Genomic DNA, 17,369 nt, shown 5'->3' on the forward strand with positions numbered 1-17,369 from the left:
GGAACACCCGAGAGACGCGGAGTACACGCAAACGAAGCTGACGCGGTGTGGGACGCAGGTACGGGGTCACCCGTTGTGCATGACACGCCTTCTCAGTTTCAGACACCGGAAGACCCCGGATCGGCACGATGGCGAGCCCCCGAACCACACACGCGAGCAACCTGCGGCGCGTGAGGGAAGCGACGGTCCCGGGCGGACCGCGTCGGGCGACCGTGAGCCCAACGAGGGGTTCGGTCCGGACGCCGACGTGGAGCGGGATGCTCCGGACACTCCGTCGGAGATGCCGAAGAGGTCGTGGTGGGCGGTGCTGCGGCGGACGTTCCGCGAGTTCCAGGAGGACGAGCTGACCGACCGCGCCGCATCGCTGACCTACTACGGAGTGCTGTCGCTGTTTCCCGCACTGCTGGTACTGGTCTCGCTGCTGGGACTGGCCGGCAAGTCGGTGACGAACAGCATTCTCGACAACCTCACCCAGCTGACTCCCGGCTCGGGCCGTGATGTGATCACGAGCGCGGTACAGCAACTGCAGGGCAACACGGACACCGGCTCGGTGATGGCGATCGCGGGTCTGGCGCTGGCGCTGTGGTCGGCGTCCGGCTATGTGGCCGCATTCATCCGCACCTCGAACATCATCTACGACATTCCCGAGGGACGACCGGTCTGGAAGGTACTACCGGTCCGCCTGGGTCTCACCGTTGCGCTGATGGTCCTGGCGGTCGCCAGCGCGCTGATCGTCGTCTTCACCGGCGGCCTGGCCCAGCAGGCCGGCGCCGCGTTCGGGATCGGCGACGCCGCTCTGGCCACCTGGTCCATCGCCAAGTGGCCGGTGCTGGTGGTATTGGCCACCATCATGATCGCGATCCTCTACTGGGCAACGCCGAACGCGCGGTTCCGCGGCTTCCGCTGGATCACTCCGGGCAGCTTCCTCGCACTGCTGATCTGGATGATCGCCTCCGCCGGGTTCGCGTTCTACGTGGCCGCGTTCGCCTCGTACAACAAGACCTACGGCGCCTTCGCCGGTGTCATCGTCTTCCTGCTCTGGCTGTGGATCAGCAATCTGGCGATCCTCCTGGGCCTGGAATTCGACGCCGAGTTGGCCCGCGAGCGCGCCATCGTCGGCGGCCACCCGGCTGAGGCCGAGCCCTACGTCGAGGCGCGTGACACACGGAAGTGGAACAAGCGGGACAAGCGACGTCTCCGGGAGCAGCGGTGACCCCCTCCTCCCCGCCCGGGCACACGGCCGGCGAGGGTTCGGATCGTTTCACCGGGTACCCGGCACCAACACGACGACAACGACGGCGAAGAGACAGGGTGAACTGCCATGGCCACGGTCGACCCCCCAAGCCACCGGAGCGATGCCGAGCAGCCGGTGGGCGAGCTGGTCCAGCGCGCCTCGCAGCAGTTGTCGCAGCTGGTGCGCGAAGAAATGCGGCTGGCGCAGGCGGAGATGGCGCAGAAGGCCAAGCGATTCGGTGTCGGCAGCGGACTGTTCGGCGGCGCCGGGCTGGTCGGCGCTCTGGCCCTGCAGGCCTTGGCCGCCACCGTGATCGCCGCCCTGGCGCTGACGCTGCCTGTGTGGGTCTCGGCTCTGATCGTCACCGGTGCCCTGGCCGTGATCGCCGTGGTTCTCGCCCTGGCCGCCAAGCGGCAGATCGGCAAGGCGGCCCCGCCCGTGCCCGAGCAGACCATAGGCAGCGTCAAGGCAGACGCGGCCGAGATCAGGGAGAAGGCTCACCGATGACCCAGCAAAAGCCCGAGGACAACGGCCAGGTTCCCACGCCCGAAGAGCTGCGCGAGCAAGTCGAGCACACCCGCGAGGAGTTGGGGCAGACCGTCGAAGCCCTGGCCGCCAAGACCGACGTCAAGGGCCGCGCCATGGAGACCGCGGCCGAGGCCAAGGAGCAGGCGGGCCAGAAAGCCGCTCAGGTCTCGGCTCAGGTACGTGCCAAGGCCGCCCACGCCGCGCAGTTGGTGAAGGACAACACCCCCGAGCCCGTACGCGACAAGGCCGGCCGGGCGGCCGTACAGATCCGGGAGAAGGTCACCGAGGTCGGGCACCTCGCGCATGACAAGACGCCGCAGCCGGTTCGCGAGAAGGCCGACCAGACAGCGAAGGTGGCGCGGAACAACCGCACTGCGCTGCTCGCCGCCACGGGCACCGCCGTCGTCCTGCTGCTCGCACGCCGTTCCCGCAAGGCTCGCCGCGCGCGCAAGGGACATCGGTGAAAGCCTCCAAGATCGTCTACAAGCCGGTCGGCCTGGTGCTCGGCGCGGTCGGCAGCATGCTGGCCGGCGCCGCGTTCCAACAGACCTGGAAGCTGCTCGGCCACGACGAGAACGCAGACGACCCCACGGACGAGGACCGCCCCTGGCGGCAGGTTCTGCTCGCCGCAGCCCTCCAGGGCGCCACCTTCGCGGTCGTCAGGGCCGCCGTCGACCGCTCGGGCGCGGCCACGACCCGCCGCCTGACCGGAACTTGACCCGGCTCACCGGGCTCACCGGGCTCACCGGGCTCACCCGCCAGCATCGCCGCGTCCCCCACCTTCGGCCCCTGTCGGCCATGCAGCCAACACGGGCCGGGGTGCTGGGGAGACGACAGCGTCACGTGCTCCAGGGACGTCACGCGGCCGACGGCTTGAGCCGCGCGACCAGCACAGACCTCCGATTGCGCAGGGGCTGGCCAGAAACCTGAGTATGAGGCCACTATCGGCTTCATACCGCGCGGCGGTCCGCCCGCTCAGGTCGAGCGTGCCCGCACGTCATCCGCTACAACATCCCGCCGGTCCTGCGCGACCGGCCGACCCGTTCCTGCATCGCGAAGAGAAAGACCACCATGGCCGAGACCACGTCTTCACGCGTCTCGTCTCCCGTCGGGGCCGCCCCGTGACGGTCGCCCGCATTCCCGGCCTGATCCTGCCGGTGATCTTTCTCGTGGCTGCCGTGGTCTGCGCCGTCTGGTACTGGCGACACCGCGGCGAGTAGGTCCGCTTTTCGGATCGCTTTCGGATGGCGTCGGCTTCCCTGATCGAACTGGGAGGCGCAGGGCCCCTGCGCCCCTGCAGCCCTCCCGTCAGGGCCGCCGCCTACGCTGAAGCAGGCGGCTGGAACGCGTCAGCCCGCACGTTGGGCATCACTCGGCTCGCCACGCGGAACCGGCCGTTGGGGACGTGGCGGGACTTGGTGACATGCACCGCGAGCGGGCCGGCCCATTCGTAGCCCTTGTGCTCGCCGTGGCGAGCGAGGGTGTCGGTGAGTACCTGGTCGATGCGGTCGTCACCGTTGCGCTCAAGTTCCTCGTGGGCGAACTCGGCCAGTTCGACGTCGTAGGCGTTGGGGACGACAACGCGGCTCTCGCTGCACACGATGGCGTGTGAGTCGCACTCACGACGCAGGGCATCGACGAGTTCGACCGGTTCCTTGTCCCGGATCTGCCCGAACATCCTCTGTCCGAAGCGCTCCAGCGCTCGTTCCACGCCGGTGAGTGTGCTCACGCTTGCCTCTTCTTGATCGCTTGCTCGTTCGCGTCGCTCTCTTCGCCTCATCCCCCGCGGGTTCCCGGACTCCGGAGGTCGACGCGTCCGCGGCGCCCAGGGATCCGGGACGGCTCTGGCCGGCACCGTCTCGTTCCACGTGCCGGAGAACCACGTGCCGGAGAACCACGTGCCGGAGAACACCCTCCTCCAGGTCCGCCCTCGTCCAGGTCCACCCCTGTCAGGGCGTGCCCGGAGGCTTCTGCGGTGAAGTCGCAGTCAGGACACCGATCTTGTCGATGCGGTGCTCGGGGTTTCCTCTGTCGTCGCGCCAGTGGTTTCCGGCTGCGTTGTCCTCGGGCGTGGCGCAGGTGGAGATGGTGATCATGGCTTGTGTCGGGCTTGTACCCGGGTGGCCCGGGACCGGCGCCCGCTGTTCGGCGAGCGAGCGGTCGGAGCGGAAGGATGTGGTTCTGCTGTCGGTGATCTCGTACTCGTAGACCGTGCCGCCCGACGTGACGATGACCGAGTCGCCCTCGCCGAGGGCCGGGAGCTCCCGAAGGGGGCCTCCGGCGGACAGCCGGTGGGCCGTGACGAGATAGTTGCCGACCTCGCCGGGACCGACACCGCCACGGCTGCCGTAGGGGCTGGCGGCGACACCGCGGTTCTGGATCCGGGTGCCGGGCCAGTCGTCCGTGGTCCCCTCGTAGGGGACTACGCGCAGATCCACGAGGGCGAGGGCCGGTATGGCGAGCCAGGCGGTCCGAGCCTGGGTATTGGCGTCGCGAGGGGCCGGCTCCGCAGAGGTCGTGATGGTGGGGATCGGCTCGGCTGCCGTCGTGGCCGGGGAGGCGTCCGATGGGAGCACGCCGGGCGTGGCCGCCGACGTGGTCCTGGTGGCTGCCGTGGACTCCTCGGCCGCGCCGCCGGCCGAGCAGCCAAGGAGTACGAAGATGACGCCGCCGGTGAGCGTGGCGGGGAGAGCTCGGGAACGGGCCATGGCACTCAGGATCGGTAGCCGGGTCGTGTCGCGCCACACTGCGTGGAGAGTGGCTGCCTCAGGGGGAGAACGGCAGGAGCACTCCCGGAGTTCCCTCGTCCCCCGGGCCCTTGGACTTTCAGGGAAACGACAGGGTGCGGGCGAAGAGGGTGACGAGGATCAGTACGACGGGGAAGCAGACCAGGAACATGGCGAAGGTGTAGCCCATGATGTCGCGTGCCTTGAGCCCCAGGATGGTGAGTGTGGGCAGCATCCAGAAGGGCTGCAGCAGGTTGGCACTGGCCTCACCGAGGTCGTAGACGACGACCACCCAGCCCTGGTTCACCTCGAGTTGGTTGGCCGCGTCGAGCACGTAGGGCGCCTCGATGACCCATTTGCTGCCGCCGCTGGGGACGAAGACGCCGAGGATGCAGCTGTAGATGGCGATGAACGCCGGATAGAAGAACTGGTTCGACACCGACACCAGCCAGCCGGCGATGGTCTTGCTCAGCCCGGTGAACGCGATCATCCCGAAGATGCCGCCGTACAAAGGGAATTGCAGCAGGACGCCGGAGGCCGCAGGCGTCCCGTCCTTGACGGCCTGCGCGAGGCGTACGGGCCGCCAGTGCAGGATGAGCGCGAGCAGGATGAGGATGAGGTTGATCGTGTTGAGGTCCAGGGCGTTGAGGGCGCTGCCCTCCGCTCGGGCGAAATGCCGGGCCAGATACCAGGCGCCGAGCCCGAACAGCAGGATCGCGAAGACGGGGCTGTACTCGATCCACTCTCCGGGCCGGCTGCGGCGCAGCTGCGAGCGTTCCTCGCCGACGCTGGGGCCCAGCTCGATGCCCAGTTGTTCGGCGGTCTTCGCGCGCTCCGGTGAGGGCGACAGGAGCCAGGCCGTGCCGACGGCGATGACGAAGATGATCGCCGTGGCCACGATGCCCTGCCACAGGAAAATGGTCTCGGTCAGGGGGATGAGGCCGCTGCCCCGTCCCTCCGCGATGACCTCCTGGACCGCGGGCGGACTGGACGCGGCGCTGGCCACCTGAAGCGCCGCCGACCCCGACAGGCCCTGGGCCCATACGGTTCCGAGGCCGAGGAAGGCCATCGCGCCGAGCGCCCGGTAGTCCACGCCTGCGACCCGACGCGCGATCTCCTTGGCGAGGATCGCGGTGAAGATGAGACTGAAGGCCCAGTTCAGATACGAGCTGACCATCGCGACGGCCGCGGTGAACGCGATGGCGCCGCGCGGCGTACGCGGCACCCGCGCGATTCTGGCGATCAGCCGGCCGACCGGTGGCGACACCGCTACCGCGTATCCGGCGATAATGATCATCGCCATCTGCAGGGTGAAGGTGATCAGCGACCAGAATCCCTGACCCCACGCGTCGACGAGGCCATAACCGGTCGTCGCCGCCGGATCGGAGGGTGCGCCGAGCAGTTTCTCGCCGGTCGCGAGACCGAGCGCGAAGACCGCGAAGGTGCCCACCAGCACAAAGCCCAGCGCATCGGGCAGCCACTTCTCCGTGAAGGCGGTGAAACGCAGAGCCATGCGTGCCAGCCAGTTCTCCCGGCTCGACGTCCGGTCCGGATCCTGCGGGGGCGCCGTTGCCATCGCGTCTCCTCCTGTAGGCGGTCAGGGCTGGGTAGATGCTCCCCACAGACCCAGGTGCCTCATGCGCCTCATCGTCATCCCATTCCGGCGCCGTTATGCGGGGCCCGTACGGTCGACGTCCTCGGGGATCCGGCGGTGGATGTCGGCAAGCAGGTTCCGCATTGCCGTGCGGAAGATCTCGGCCTGGTGGTCGGCGAGGAAAGAGGTGTGCCCGAACACCTCCAGGACGACGAGGCCATGCAGGTGTCCCCACGCGCTGAGCAGGAGGGCGGTCGCGGCGGGCGGCAGATGTCCCTGACCGTAGTGCGGCAGCTGTTCCAGGTATGCCCGGAGCGAGGGCGAGAGCGCGGGGGTGTCGGCCGCGGCAAGCTGTGCCGCGGTGAACCCGTCGAACAGCTCGCGCTCGAAGATCGTGCTCATCCGGCGCGTCGCCTGGGTGGTCGGGCCCTCGGCGGGTGCCGCGTAGTCCCGCAGCGGCGTTCCGTAGAGGAGTTGGAAACACTCGGGGTGGGCGATGGCCCATCGACGGTAGCCCTCGGCCGCGACCACCAGGCGCGGCAGGGCCGGGTCCTCCGCCGCGGTGTCGACCGCGGCCTGTACGGCGTCGGCCAAGTCGTCGTACGCCTTCGTCACGACCGCCGTGACAAGCGCGTCCCTGCTCGGGAAGTAGTGGTAAAGCGCCTGCACGGTCATTCCGAGGCTGCGGGCCACCGCCCGCAGGGACAGGGCCGCGGGCCCGTGCTCGGTGATGTGGCGTTCGGCGGCGTCAAGGATCTCCTGGGTTGCGGCGGCCCGGCGGCGCTCGCGCAGGGTGGGCGGGGTCATCGCGTGTTCCTCCACGGGCATGGGATGACCGTACGACGGTCGCTCCTGTGGGCCACCCGGAAATCGCTTGGTGTGAAGAAAATCTAACACTGCCAAATTTCCTTCCGCCTCACTAACGTCGTTCTTGGCGACGAAGAGTGCGACACCGCACCGCTTCTGACGGGGTGAAGGAACTCCGCAGAGCACCGCGCCGGCCCACCCCGTTGGTCAACTCGGGCTGTTTCGCGCCGTTTTCACCGTATGGACATCAAAGGAGACCGTTCGTGTTTGAACGCATAGCCGAACTGGCGATTCGCCGGTCTCGACTGATACTCGTCGTCGCCGTGTTGGCTGTGGCCCTGATGGGCGTCCTGGGCGCCGGAGCGTTCGGCAAGTTGCTGGGTGGCGGCTACGACGACCCGGCCTCCCAGTCCACCCGGGCCGGGGAGGTCATCGACGACAAGTTCGGCGGGGAGACGAACCTGATCCTGTTGGTCCGTTCCTCCGAAGGCCTGATCGACGCCCCGGCCGCCCGGCGGAGTGGCGGGGTCCTGGTGGCCGACCTCAAGGAGGAGAAGAACCTTGAGAACGTGATCTCGTACTGGGACACGGCCAGCCCCGACCTCCGCTCCAAGGACGGTCGCGAAGCCATGGTGCTCGCCCATGTGAAGGGTGAAGGCACCGAGCGGGACGAGAACGCCAAGGCCGTCATCGACGCCTACACCGGGCCGTACGAGGGCGCACTCACCGTCCAGGCCGGCGGGGGCGCCGCAGTGACCAGCGAGATGGGCACCCAGTCGGGCGAGGATCTCTTCCTGGCCGAGGCCATCGCCGTGCCGCTGACCCTCGTGCTGCTCGTGCTCATCTTCGGCAGCATGGTCGCGGCCCTGCTGCCGCTGGGGATCGGCGTCATCGCCATCGCGGGCACCTTCGCGGAGCTCTACGTCCTCGGCAGTGTCACCGATGTCTCGGTCTTCGCGATCAACCTGACCACCGCCCTGGGACTCGGTCTCGGTATCGACTACGCCCTTCTCATGGTCAGCCGCTTCCGGGAGCAGCTCGCAACAGGGGCGAGCGTGGACGACGCCGTCCGCCGGACGGTGAGCACCGCGGGCCGTACGGTCGCGTTCTCCGCCGCGACGGTGGCGGCCGCGCTCGGGGCACTCCTGGTGTTCCCGCAGTACTTCCTGCGCTCGTTCGGCTACGCCGGGGTCGGTGTGGTCGTCATCGCGGCCGTCAGCACCCTCTTCGTCATGCCGGCCCTCTTCGTCGTCCTGGGGCACCGGGTCAACAGCGGGCGGCTGCCGTGGACGAACCCCGGGCGCTCCGACACCCGCGCCCCCTTCTGGGGACGGCTGGCCGGCACCGTCATGCGGCGGCCCGCGCTCACCGCGCTGCCCGTGCTCGCGGTCCTGCTGCTGGCGGCGAGCCCGCTCCTCGGCATCACCTTCGGCACACCCGACGAACGCGTGCTTCCCGAGGACGCCGAAAGCCGCCAGGTCTCCTCGGTACTGCGGGACAAGTTCAACGGCAACGACGACGCGGCCCTGCACGTCGTCATCGACAAACCCCTGAGCAAGGCCCCGCTGGAGTCGTACGCGGTCGAACTGTCGGGGCTCGAGGGCGTCGTCCGCGTCGAGACCAGCACGGGAATCTACGCCGACGGACAATCCACGGCGACCGACCCCGGCAACAGCGCCCTCGGCCGCCCCGGCGCGCAGCAGATCAATGTGGTGAGCGCCCTGGCACCGAAGTCGGACGAGGCCCAGAGCCTGGTCGAGGAGGTGCGGGCGGTCGCCCCGCCCGCCGGGTCACACCCCCTGGTGGGCGGAGTCGACGCCGTACTGGTCGACTCCAAGGACTCGATCGCCGGCCGGCTCCCGATCGCCGTGGCCCTGGTCGCCCTCACGACCTTCCTCCTGCTTTTCCTGTTCACCGGCAGCGTCGTGCAGCCGCTGCGTGCGCTGCTCCTCAACCTGATCAGTCTGGGAGCGACCCTCGGCGTCATGACCTGGATCTTCCAGGACGGCCACCTCTCCTCGCTGCTCGGCTTCACGGCACAGCCGATGGATGTGTCCATGACCGTGCTGATGTTCTGCATCGCCTTCGGCCTCTCGATGGACTACGAGGTCTTCGTCACCAGCCGGATCAAGGAACTCCACGACCTGGGCGAGGACAACGAGTCCGCGGTGACCAACGGCCTCGGACACACGGGACGCATCGTCACCGCGGCGGCCTGCCTGCTCGCGGTGAGCTTCTTCGCCTTCGGGACGGCCAAGCTCAGCTTCATGCAGATGTTCGGCCTGGGCAGCGGGCTGGCCATCCTCATCGACGCCGTCGCCGTACGGGGCATCCTGGTACCCGCCGCGATGCGCCTGCTCGGCCGCTCGGCCTGGTACGCGCCCGGCTTCCTGCGAAAGTTCCACGGGCGGTTCGGCCTCAGTGAAGGCGCCCCCGCGCCCGAACCCGCAGCTGCGGGCGAGCTCGTAGCCAAGTCGCCGTACGTGAAGAACTCGGCGCAAGGCTGACCACCCGAGCCCACGCCCGACCACATGCCCGCCTCCCCCACACGGGAGGCGGGCACGGCCGCACACGGGATCGACTCGGCAGCACTGGAGCCGGAGTTCGCCGCTCCAATGCCGACCGGCCTGCCCGGTGGACGCGCCGCCCGATGCCCCAACTTCCCCTCGTATGGCGTCACTTGTCTTGGCTGGTCAATCACAATGTGCTTGGCTCACCCCGGTCCTTGGCTCAGCCCATGCATCGGCATACGGAGGCCTGTGGTGTCACCCACGAACGAACCTTCCTCGTCCCCTGCCAGACCCGGGCCCCGGCCCGCCGCCCTCAGCCGGCGCGGCCTGCTGGTCGGCTCCGCCGTCGTGGCGAGCGCACAGGCGCTGAACATCCGAACCGCCCACGCGGAACCGGTGCACCAGGATCCCTTCAAGCTCGGCGTGGCCAGCGGCGACCCGCTGCCGGACGGGGTCGTCCTGTGGACCCGGCTGGTCGCCGATCCCTACGACGCCGCGTCCATGGGGACCCGCCCAGTGCGCGTGGAGTGGGAGATCGCCACTGACGAGCGGTTCCGCCGGGTCGTCAGGCGCGGCACCGAGACCGCCGAACGCGCGCAAGCGCACAGCGTCCACGCGGATGTACGCGGCCTGGCGCCGGGCCGCGACTACTGGTTCCGGTTCCGTACGGGCCGTGAGATCAGCCCGGTCGCCCGGACCCGTACCGCCCCCGCGCCCCGCTCGCGCCCCGGCGGACTGCGGATCGGCCTGATCAACTGCCAGGACTGGCAGAACGGTTACTGGCCCGCGTACACCGCACTCGCCGAGGAGGACCTCGATGTGGTCCTGCACGTCGGCGACTACATCTACGAGTACGACCCGAGCAGCGCCTACGCAGACCGGTTGCACACCGCCCCGCAGACCTCCGGCCTCGACCAACTCGTCACGCTCGCCGACTACCGTGCCCGGCACGCCCAGTACAAGACCGATCCGGCCCTGCAGGCGGCCCATGCCGCCTTCCCCTGGATCGTCACCTGGGACGACCACGAGGTGGAGAACAACTACGCCGGTGTGGTCGACGAGATCGACGACACCGGCGCGCGCCATCAGGACCTCGCCGCCTTCGCCCGCCAGCGCTCCGCCGCCTATCAGGCCTACTACGAGCACATGCCGCTGCGGCGCAGATTCGTCAACGGCTCCTCGGACTACCGGCTCTACCGCCGCTTCGACTTCGGCGACCTCCTCCGGCTGAACGTCCTGGACACCCGCCAGTACCGCACCGACCAGCCCGGCGGCTTCTCCACCGACTTCGGCAGCGTCGCGGCCGGCCTGGGCAACACTGACGGCACCCTCACCGGGGCGGCGCAGGAGAAGTGGCTGCGGCAAGGGCTGCGCCGCTCCCCGGCGCGCTGGAACGTCGTCGCCCAGCAGGTCATGATGAGCCAGATCAGATTCCCCAACTTCCTTGACCCGACACACCCGTTGCCGCCCATCGCCAACCTCGACCAGTGGGACGGATACGACCCCGCCCGCGCGAGCTTCCTCCGCTTCCTGCGGGACGCCCAGGTGGCCAACCCGGTCGTGCTCGCCGGGGACATCCATTCGTCGTGGTTCAGCGATCTGCGGATCGACCGCGACGACCTGGACAGCGACCCGGTCGCGGTCGAGTTCACCGCGACCAGCATCAGTTCCGACTTCCCCATCGCCTTCGACGCCCCCCTCAAGGCCTACAACCCGCTCCTGAATCCGCACGTCCGCTACTTCGACGGCTCGCGCCGCGGATACCTGCGCCTCAACGTCGGCCGACAGCAGTGGACCACCGACGCCCGGACCGTCGACAGCATCGCGGTCCGCCAGTCGCCGGTCAGCACCACCGCTTCCTGGGCCGTGACGGCAGGCGAACCGGGGCTCAACGCCGTGTGATCCGCCGGAAAGGCCGGAGCCGTACAGCGGCTGCATGTCGGAGAGCGCCCCACGACCGGCGGGGGCGCTCTCCGCTCGCTTTCCCCGCCGTCCGTGGCCGTCGTTCAACCGTTGGGTTGAACGCGGCTTCCACCTTCCGCCCGTCGGCCGCTCCGTACGGGCGACGCGCAATACCTCTCGGCGGCACCAGAATCACTTCTGACCATGGCGCCGTGGCCCGTACGACCTCACCCCCCGCAGAGAGGTGCTTCAGCGTGTCCAGCTTCATCAGCAGACGACGTGTTCTCGCCACCGGTACCGCCCTCGGTCTCGGAGCGCTCGGCGCCACCGCGGCCCCCGCCGCCGCAGCCACGCCCGCCGCAACCCGGTCCACCACCGGCGCCGAGGAGACCAGAACGCTCGACGAACTCTACGAGGCCGCGCTGGCGGAGGACGGCAAGCTCGTCATCTATGCCGGCGGGGACTTCCAGGCACAGCAGGAAGCCACCAGGCAGGCCTTCCGCAGCCGCTTCCCCGGTATCGAGCTGACGCTGATCGTCGACTACAGCAAGTTCCACGACGCCCGCGTCGACAACCAGTTCGCGACCGACACCCTCGTCCCCGACGTCGTACAACTGCAGACACTGCAGGACTTCACGCGCTGGGACGAGGAGGGCCGTCTGCTGCGCTACAAACCGGCCGGTTTCTCCAAGGTCTACGACGGCTTCAAGGAGCAGAACGGCTCCTGCGTCGCCGTCCAGGCGAACGCCTTCAGTTTCCTCTACAACATCGCCGCGGCCGGCTCGGACGCCCCGAAGACCCCGCTCGACCTGATCGACCCGAAGTGGAAGGGCAAGATCGCGTCGCGTTACCCGCACGACGACGACGCGACTCTCTACCTCTTCACGAAGTACGTGGAGAAGTACGGCTGGGACTGGGTGGCCGCGTACGCCGCCCAGGACAACCAGTACCTGCGGGGCGGCCTGGCGTCGGACGCTGTCGTCGCCGGGCAGAAGACGATCGCCGTCGGCGTGGGCGGCTCGCCGCTCCAGTCCGCCACCTCTCCGACGAAACTGATCGTCCCCGACGGCCACCCCTTCATCGCGTGGGGGCAGCGGGCCGCGATCCTCAAGCAGGCGAAGAATCCGACCGCCGCCAAGCTCTATCTGAACTGGCAGCTCTCGACCGCCCGGCAGCAGACGACCTCCAACGGCTGGTCGGTACGCACCGACGTGACTCCTCCGGCGGGCATGCAGCCTCTCTGGGAGTACCCGGACGTGTACCTCGACTTCCCCCAGTTCATGGCCGACCGCGCTGAGGTCGAACGCTTGAAGCAGACCTTCGCCCTGTACTTCGGCGAGGTGACGGGCGAGGCGACACCGGGCTGGCTGGGCCTGCACCCGGGCGCCTAGGGGCCGTTGGTCGATCCGTCCGTGCGCGGACCGGACGGATCGACCAACAGCCCCACCCTTCACGTGAGTCATACAAGCCGCCGATAGACTCACTGGCCTGGCCGAAGGGATTGGCCCGCCGGAGGGAATCTGCCGTGGCCGACTGCGTTCCGCCGACCGTTCGTGGCGGTCGGCCCAACCTGGCCCATGTGTCACACGTCGCGTTCTTCCTCGTGGTCGGAGCCTCCCTCGTACGGCTCGCCCGGCTCAACTCCCCACTGTGCTGGCACATAGTGACCGTCAGCGCGCTGCTGGCACTGGCGTACGCGGGCGGGCCAGCGTTGTCGAGCCGGCTCGGTCCGCTCGGCCGGGGTTCCTGGATCCTGTCACTGCTCGTGTTGTGGACCCTCCTCATCTGGATCGCACCGGTGCCGCTGACACCGGACTACGTCTGGTGTGCCGTCCCGCTGGCCTGTGTGGCACTGCGAGCGCTCGGCAACCGCTCCGCGGCGGTGGCGGTGGCCGTGATCACCGTCGTACTCGCCCTGGCGCTGATCCGTTCCCACGGCCCTTTCGGTACGGAGCTCGTGCTGATCCCCGTGGCGGCCGTCTGGGGAACCGTCGCCCTGTACCGCGCCCAGCAACGGGATGCCGCGGTCCGCCAGCGCCTGGTCGAGGAACTGCGCGACACCCGCGACGTCCTCGCGAGGCAGCAACGCCAGGCCGGTGTCCTGGCCGAGCGGACCCGTATCGCCCGCGATCTGCACGACACGCTGGCCCAGGACCTGGCCGGCGGTCTGATGCTGCTGCAGGCCGCCGAGCGTGACTGGGAGAAGCGGCCGGACGTGGCACGGACCCGCGTCCGTGCCGTGGCCGACGGCCTCGACACCAACCTTACCGAGACCCGGCGGATCCTCCGCGACCTCACCCCCTCCGACGTCGCCGAGACCGGCCTGGAGGGCGCGCTGCGTCTGCTGTGTGACCGTTCCCGGGCCGGCGGGACCGCGGCACATGTGCGGTTCCGGTCGGTGGGACAGCACCAGCCGGTCATTGACGAGCACTTGGCCGGGGCCCTGTTCCGTGTCGCGCAGAGTTCGCTCGCGAACGTGCGCGAACACTCCCACGCGGTGAACGTGCTCATCACGCTCCGTCGGCAGCCGCATCAGGTGGATCTCGAGGTGTCCGACGACGGAATCGGCTTCGCCCCGGCCGGGATCCTCGTGACCGACGCGCGGACGGGCCGCGGATTCGGGCTGCCCGCCGCCCGGGCACGCCTGCGTGAATACGGCGGTGACCTCGACGTCAGCAGCGCGCCGGGCGGGGGGACCACGATCCGGGCCACGGTGTCCGTACGGCCCCGGCTCGAGCCGGTCGCGCCCCTGCCCCCGGTGACCGCCGGATGACCGCCGAACCACTGCGCGTGCTCATCGCGGACGATCATGCCGTCGTACGTGCCGGGCTGCGCGCCCTTCTGGACGGCGAACCGGACCTCGATGTGGTCGCCGAAGCCGGCAGCGGTGAGGAAGCTGTCCGGCTGACAGTGCGGTTGATGCCGGACGTCGTACTGATGGATCTTCGCTTCGGGGGCTCGGGGAGCGGGATGGACGGCGTCGAGGCCATCCGGCAGCTCGCCGTCGTGGCCCCGAAGGTGGCGGCGGTGATGCTCACCAGCTACGCGGGACGGGCCGATGTCGTCCGCGCTTTGGAGGCGGGCGCCCGAGGCTACGTACCCAAGGCCGGGCTGCCCGAGGAACTGTTCCGAGCGGTCCGCACCGCGGCCACCGGCTCCATCGGGCTGGCTCCGCAGATCGTCGCTGAACTCGTCGGCCAAGTGGTGGGCCCGGACCGTGAGTTGAGCCGGCGCGAGATCGAGGTCGTCCGTCTGATGGCGGCGGGCCGCAGCAACCGGGCCATCGCCGAGAAACTGTTCCTCAGCGAGGCCACGGTCAAGACCCACCTCGTCCGGATCTACCGCAAACTCGAGGTCGCCAACAGGCCGGCCGCCGTCTCGGAAGCCGTCCGCAGAGGACTTCTCGAACTCACCTGACCTGCGGAGGGCCCCGCCCGCGTACCAGGGCATTGTCAGTGGTGGCAGGCAAGATGACGGGCATGACAACACCAGTTGCAGTGATCGTGGATGCCGCCGCCTACGCGCAGGCGGTCGAGGACGCGGTGAAGGCGTCCGCCGCCTACTACGCGGGCGGCACCTCGGTGCTGGACGACGACAACTACGACCGACTGGTGCGTGGCATCGCGGCGTGGGAGGCCGACCATCCCGATCAGGTGCTGCCGGACTCGCCGACCGGGAAGGTCGCCGGCGGCGCCGCGGAGGGGGATGTGCCGCACACGGTGGCGATGCTGAGCCTGGACAACGTGTTCTCGCCGGAGGAGTTCGCCACCTGGACGGCGTCACTGGCCCGGCGGATCGGCCACGACGTCGGGCAGTTCAGTGTGGAGCCCAAGCTGGACGGACTCGCGATCGCGGCCCGTTACACCCACGGCCGCCTGACCAGGCTGATCACGCGCGGTGACGGGACGGCCGGGGAGGACGTCTCGCACGCGATCGGCACCATCGAGGGCTTGCCGGACATGCTGACCGAGCCGGTCACTGTGGAGGTGCGCGGCGAAGTCCTGATGACCACGGCGCAGTTCGAGCACGCCACCGAGGTACGCACCGCGCATGGCGGGCAGCCGTTCGCCAACCCGCGCGGCGCCTCGGCGGGCACCCTGCGCGCCAAGGACCGTGCCTACACCGTGCCGATGACCTTCTTCGGCTACGGTCTGCTGCCGCTGCCCGACACCGAGGAGGCGCTCGCGACGCGTCTTGGCGAGCTCGCGCACAGCGACCTCATGGCGCAGGCGGCCGGATTCGGGGTGAACACCACCGCCACCACCGCCGTGGCCGGCACCACCGCCGACTCGGTTGAGCAGGTTCTGGCCCGGGTCCAGGAGATCGCCGCGCTGCGCGCCGAGCTGCCGTTCGGGATCGACGGAATCGTCATCAAGGCCGACCTCGCGGCCGACCAGCAGGCCGCCGGCTCCGGTTCGCGCGCCCCGCGCTGGGCGATCGCCTACAAACTGCCCGCCGTGGAGAAGATCACCCGGCTGCTGGCGGTGGAGTGGAACGTGGGCCGCACCGGCATCATCGCCCCGCGCGCCGTGCTGGAACCCGTCGAGATCGACGGTGCCACCATCACCTACGCCACCCTGCACAACCCCGCCGACATCACCCGCCGCGACCTCCGTCTGGGCGACCACGTCATGGTCCACCGTGCCGGCGACGTCATCCCCCGCATCGAAGCCCCCGTCGCCCATCTGCGCACCGGCGAGGAACAGCCCATCGCCTTCCCCGAGGTGTGTCCGCGGTGCGGCTCCGGTATCGACACCAGTGAACAGCGCTGGCGCTGTGAGAACGGCCGCAACTGCCATCTGGTCGCCTCCCTCTCCTACGCGGTCGGCCGTGACCAGCTCGACATCGAGGGCCTCGGCACGACCCGCGTCGTCCAGCTCGTCGAAGCGGGACTGGTCGCCGACCTGGCCGATCTGTTCGCCCTCACCCGCGAGCAGTTGCTGAGCCTGGAGCGGATGGGCGAGACGAGTACCGACAATCTCCTCACGGCGATCGGCACGGCGAAGACGCGGCCACTGTCTCGGGTGCTGTGCGCGCTCGGCGTCCGCGGCACCGGCCGCTCCATCTCCCGTCGGATCGCCCGGTACTTCGCCACCATGGACAACGTCCGGGCCGCCGATGCCGAAACGATGGAGCAGGTCGACGGCATCGGCACCGAGAAGGCGCCGACCATTGTCGCTGAGCTCACCGAACTCGCCCCGCTCATCGACAAACTCGTCGAAGCCGGGGTGAACATGACCGAGCCCGGCGCCACCCCGCCCGCCCCTGCCGCCGCTGACGACGACGCGGAAGGCGGCTCCGCCGAGCCGTCGGACGGACCGCTGGCCGGGATGACGGTCGTCGTCACCGGTGCGATGACCGGCGCGCTGGAGAGACTCAGCCGCAACCAGATGAACGAACTGATCGAGCGCGCCGGCGGCCGCTCCTCCTCCAGCGTCTCCAAGAAGACCAGCCTGGTCGTCGCCGGAGACAACGCGGGCTCCAAGCGTGCCAAGGCCGAGACCCTCGGCATCCGGCTGGCCGGCCCCGACGAGTTCGCCGCCCTCGTCGCCGACTACTTCGACTGATCCCGCCCGGCGAGGCGCCTCACGCCTTTCGAGCGAACGTCTCCCCAGACTTGCGGGCTTTCCTGCTCATACACCTGCTCATGCCGTGTTGCCGGCGGCCGTGAGCCGGAGCTGGAGATCCACCTCCTGGTCGCCGGAGGCCGATCCCGTCGCCTCGACGGCGAAGCCGGATGCGAGAGTCTCGCGCAGCCGGCCGACGGCCACCGGACCGCCCTGGAGGTCTGCGATGACCGAGCCCGCCAGGATCGTTCCGGACAGCGGGGCAGCGCTGTGCGGAACGAGAAAGGCGCTGGTCCACGTGTCGGGGTGGGTGTCGCTGAGCTGTGCCGGTGTGTCCTCGCCGCGATCGGAGGCGAAGCGGGAGCCCAGCGCGCGGAACACGGTGTCCGCGTCGGCAGCCGAACAGGCGCCCAGCACTACCTGCACCAGGTCGGTGGACGAGGTCTCCGCGTCGGTCGGGTCGCCGGAGGGCTTGGCTGACGAGGTGTCGTTGTCGCTCAT

15 protein-coding genes are annotated in these 17,369 nt (G+C 69.4%); 10 read left to right on the plus strand and 5 right to left on the minus strand.

What is annotated here, in order from left to right; translation table 11 throughout:
- Positions 1–79: 79 nt before the first annotated feature.
- The 4 genes from AB0N66_RS14550 to AB0N66_RS14565 all read left to right on the plus strand — a co-directional run bounded on the left by AB0N66_RS14550 (position 80) and on the right by AB0N66_RS14565 (position 2,480).
- Positions 80–1,213, plus strand: a complete 1,134-nt coding sequence (locus AB0N66_RS14550; protein ID WP_365433338.1) for a YihY/virulence factor BrkB family protein — start codon at positions 80–82, stop codon at positions 1,211–1,213.
- Between the two features lie 108 nt (positions 1,214–1,321).
- The gene (locus AB0N66_RS14555; protein ID WP_365433341.1) at positions 1,322–1,741 is read left to right on the plus strand and encodes a phage holin family protein; all 420 of its coding nucleotides are present in this window, start codon (positions 1,322–1,324) and stop codon (positions 1,739–1,741) included.
- Positions 1,738–2,226, plus strand: coding sequence for a DUF3618 domain-containing protein (locus AB0N66_RS14560; protein ID WP_365433344.1), 489 nt, complete (start codon positions 1,738–1,740; stop codon positions 2,224–2,226). The genes AB0N66_RS14555 and AB0N66_RS14560 overlap by 4 nt, the downstream gene beginning before the upstream one ends.
- Complete coding sequence (locus tag AB0N66_RS14565; RefSeq protein WP_365433347.1) at positions 2,223–2,480, plus strand: DUF4235 domain-containing protein; 258 nt, start codon at positions 2,223–2,225, stop codon at positions 2,478–2,480. The genes AB0N66_RS14560 and AB0N66_RS14565 overlap by 4 nt, the downstream gene beginning before the upstream one ends.
- Positions 2,481–3,083: 603 nt before the next feature.
- Here the strand turns inward: AB0N66_RS14565 and AB0N66_RS14570 are convergent.
- From AB0N66_RS14570 to AB0N66_RS14585, 4 genes are all read right to left on the minus strand, one after another.
- Positions 3,084–3,491, minus strand: a complete 408-nt coding sequence (locus AB0N66_RS14570; RefSeq protein ID WP_365433350.1) for a DUF3662 domain-containing protein — start codon at positions 3,489–3,491, stop codon at positions 3,084–3,086.
- A gap of 220 nt (positions 3,492–3,711) precedes the next feature.
- Positions 3,712–4,470, minus strand: coding sequence for a class E sortase (locus AB0N66_RS14575; RefSeq protein ID WP_365433353.1), 759 nt, complete (start codon positions 4,468–4,470; stop codon positions 3,712–3,714).
- 118 nt (positions 4,471–4,588) lie between these two features.
- A complete protein-coding gene (locus AB0N66_RS14580) occupies positions 4,589–6,064 on the minus strand; it encodes a TIGR00366 family protein (RefSeq protein WP_365433356.1) in 1,476 nt (491 codons plus the stop codon).
- 93 nt (positions 6,065–6,157) lie between these two features.
- A complete protein-coding gene (locus AB0N66_RS14585) occupies positions 6,158–6,910 on the minus strand; it encodes a TetR/AcrR family transcriptional regulator (protein ID WP_365433359.1) in 753 nt (250 codons plus the stop codon).
- A gap of 242 nt (positions 6,911–7,152) precedes the next feature.
- On the opposite strand from AB0N66_RS14585, the gene AB0N66_RS14590 reads away from it, so the two are divergent.
- From AB0N66_RS14590 to ligA, 6 genes are all read left to right on the plus strand, one after another.
- On the plus strand, positions 7,153–9,396 hold the full coding sequence (locus AB0N66_RS14590; RefSeq protein ID WP_365433362.1) for an MMPL family transporter: 2,244 nt from the start codon (positions 7,153–7,155) through the stop codon (positions 9,394–9,396).
- A 255-nt stretch (positions 9,397–9,651) separates the two neighbouring features.
- Positions 9,652–11,301, plus strand: a complete 1,650-nt coding sequence (locus AB0N66_RS14595; protein ID WP_365433365.1) for an alkaline phosphatase D family protein — start codon at positions 9,652–9,654, stop codon at positions 11,299–11,301.
- A 254-nt stretch (positions 11,302–11,555) separates the two neighbouring features.
- Positions 11,556–12,692 (plus strand): extracellular solute-binding protein, encoded by a 1,137-nt coding sequence (locus AB0N66_RS14600; protein WP_365433368.1) that lies wholly within the window; start codon positions 11,556–11,558, stop codon positions 12,690–12,692.
- Positions 12,693–12,880: 188 nt separating this feature from the next.
- On the plus strand, positions 12,881–14,074 hold the full coding sequence (locus AB0N66_RS14605) for a sensor histidine kinase (protein WP_365433371.1): 1,194 nt from the start codon (positions 12,881–12,883) through the stop codon (positions 14,072–14,074).
- Entirely contained in the window at positions 14,071–14,718 is a 648-nt protein-coding gene (locus tag AB0N66_RS14610; RefSeq protein WP_365433374.1) for a response regulator transcription factor, read from the plus strand. Before AB0N66_RS14605 ends, AB0N66_RS14610 begins: the two co-directional genes overlap by 4 nt.
- Positions 14,719–14,780: 62 nt before the next feature.
- Complete coding sequence (gene ligA, locus AB0N66_RS14615) at positions 14,781–16,868, plus strand: NAD-dependent DNA ligase LigA (protein WP_365433377.1); 2,088 nt, start codon at positions 14,781–14,783, stop codon at positions 16,866–16,868.
- Between the two features lie 78 nt (positions 16,869–16,946).
- Here ligA and AB0N66_RS14620 read toward each other — a convergent pair whose 3' ends face one another.
- Positions 16,947–17,369 (minus strand): hypothetical protein, encoded by a 423-nt coding sequence (locus AB0N66_RS14620; RefSeq protein WP_365433380.1) that lies wholly within the window; start codon positions 17,367–17,369, stop codon positions 16,947–16,949.

The organism is Streptomyces sp. NPDC093544 (assembly GCF_040683495.1).
Lineage (GTDB): Bacteria > Actinomycetota > Actinomycetes > Streptomycetales > Streptomycetaceae > Streptomyces.

Coding starts and splice junctions, on each gene's coding strand:
- AB0N66_RS14580 (WP_365433356.1), bottom strand. CDS start 6,064: ATGGCAACGGCGCCCCCGCAGGATCCGGACCGGACGTCGAGCCGGGAG.
- AB0N66_RS14575 (WP_365433353.1), bottom strand. CDS start 4,470: ATGGCCCGTTCCCGAGCTCTCCCCGCCACGCTCACCGGCGGCGTCATC.
- AB0N66_RS14610 (WP_365433374.1), top strand. CDS start 14,071: ATGACCGCCGAACCACTGCGCGTGCTCATCGCGGACGATCATGCCGTC.
- AB0N66_RS14560 (WP_365433344.1), top strand. CDS start 1,738: ATGACCCAGCAAAAGCCCGAGGACAACGGCCAGGTTCCCACGCCCGAA.
- AB0N66_RS14555 (WP_365433341.1), top strand. CDS start 1,322: ATGGCCACGGTCGACCCCCCAAGCCACCGGAGCGATGCCGAGCAGCCG.
- AB0N66_RS14585 (WP_365433359.1), bottom strand. CDS start 6,910: ATGCCCGTGGAGGAACACGCGATGACCCCGCCCACCCTGCGCGAGCGC.
- AB0N66_RS14550 (WP_365433338.1), top strand. CDS start 80: ATGACACGCCTTCTCAGTTTCAGACACCGGAAGACCCCGGATCGGCAC.
- ligA (WP_365433377.1), top strand. CDS start 14,781: ATGACAACACCAGTTGCAGTGATCGTGGATGCCGCCGCCTACGCGCAG.
- AB0N66_RS14620 (WP_365433380.1), bottom strand. CDS start 17,369: ATGAGCGACAACGACACCTCGTCAGCCAAGCCCTCCGGCGACCCGACC.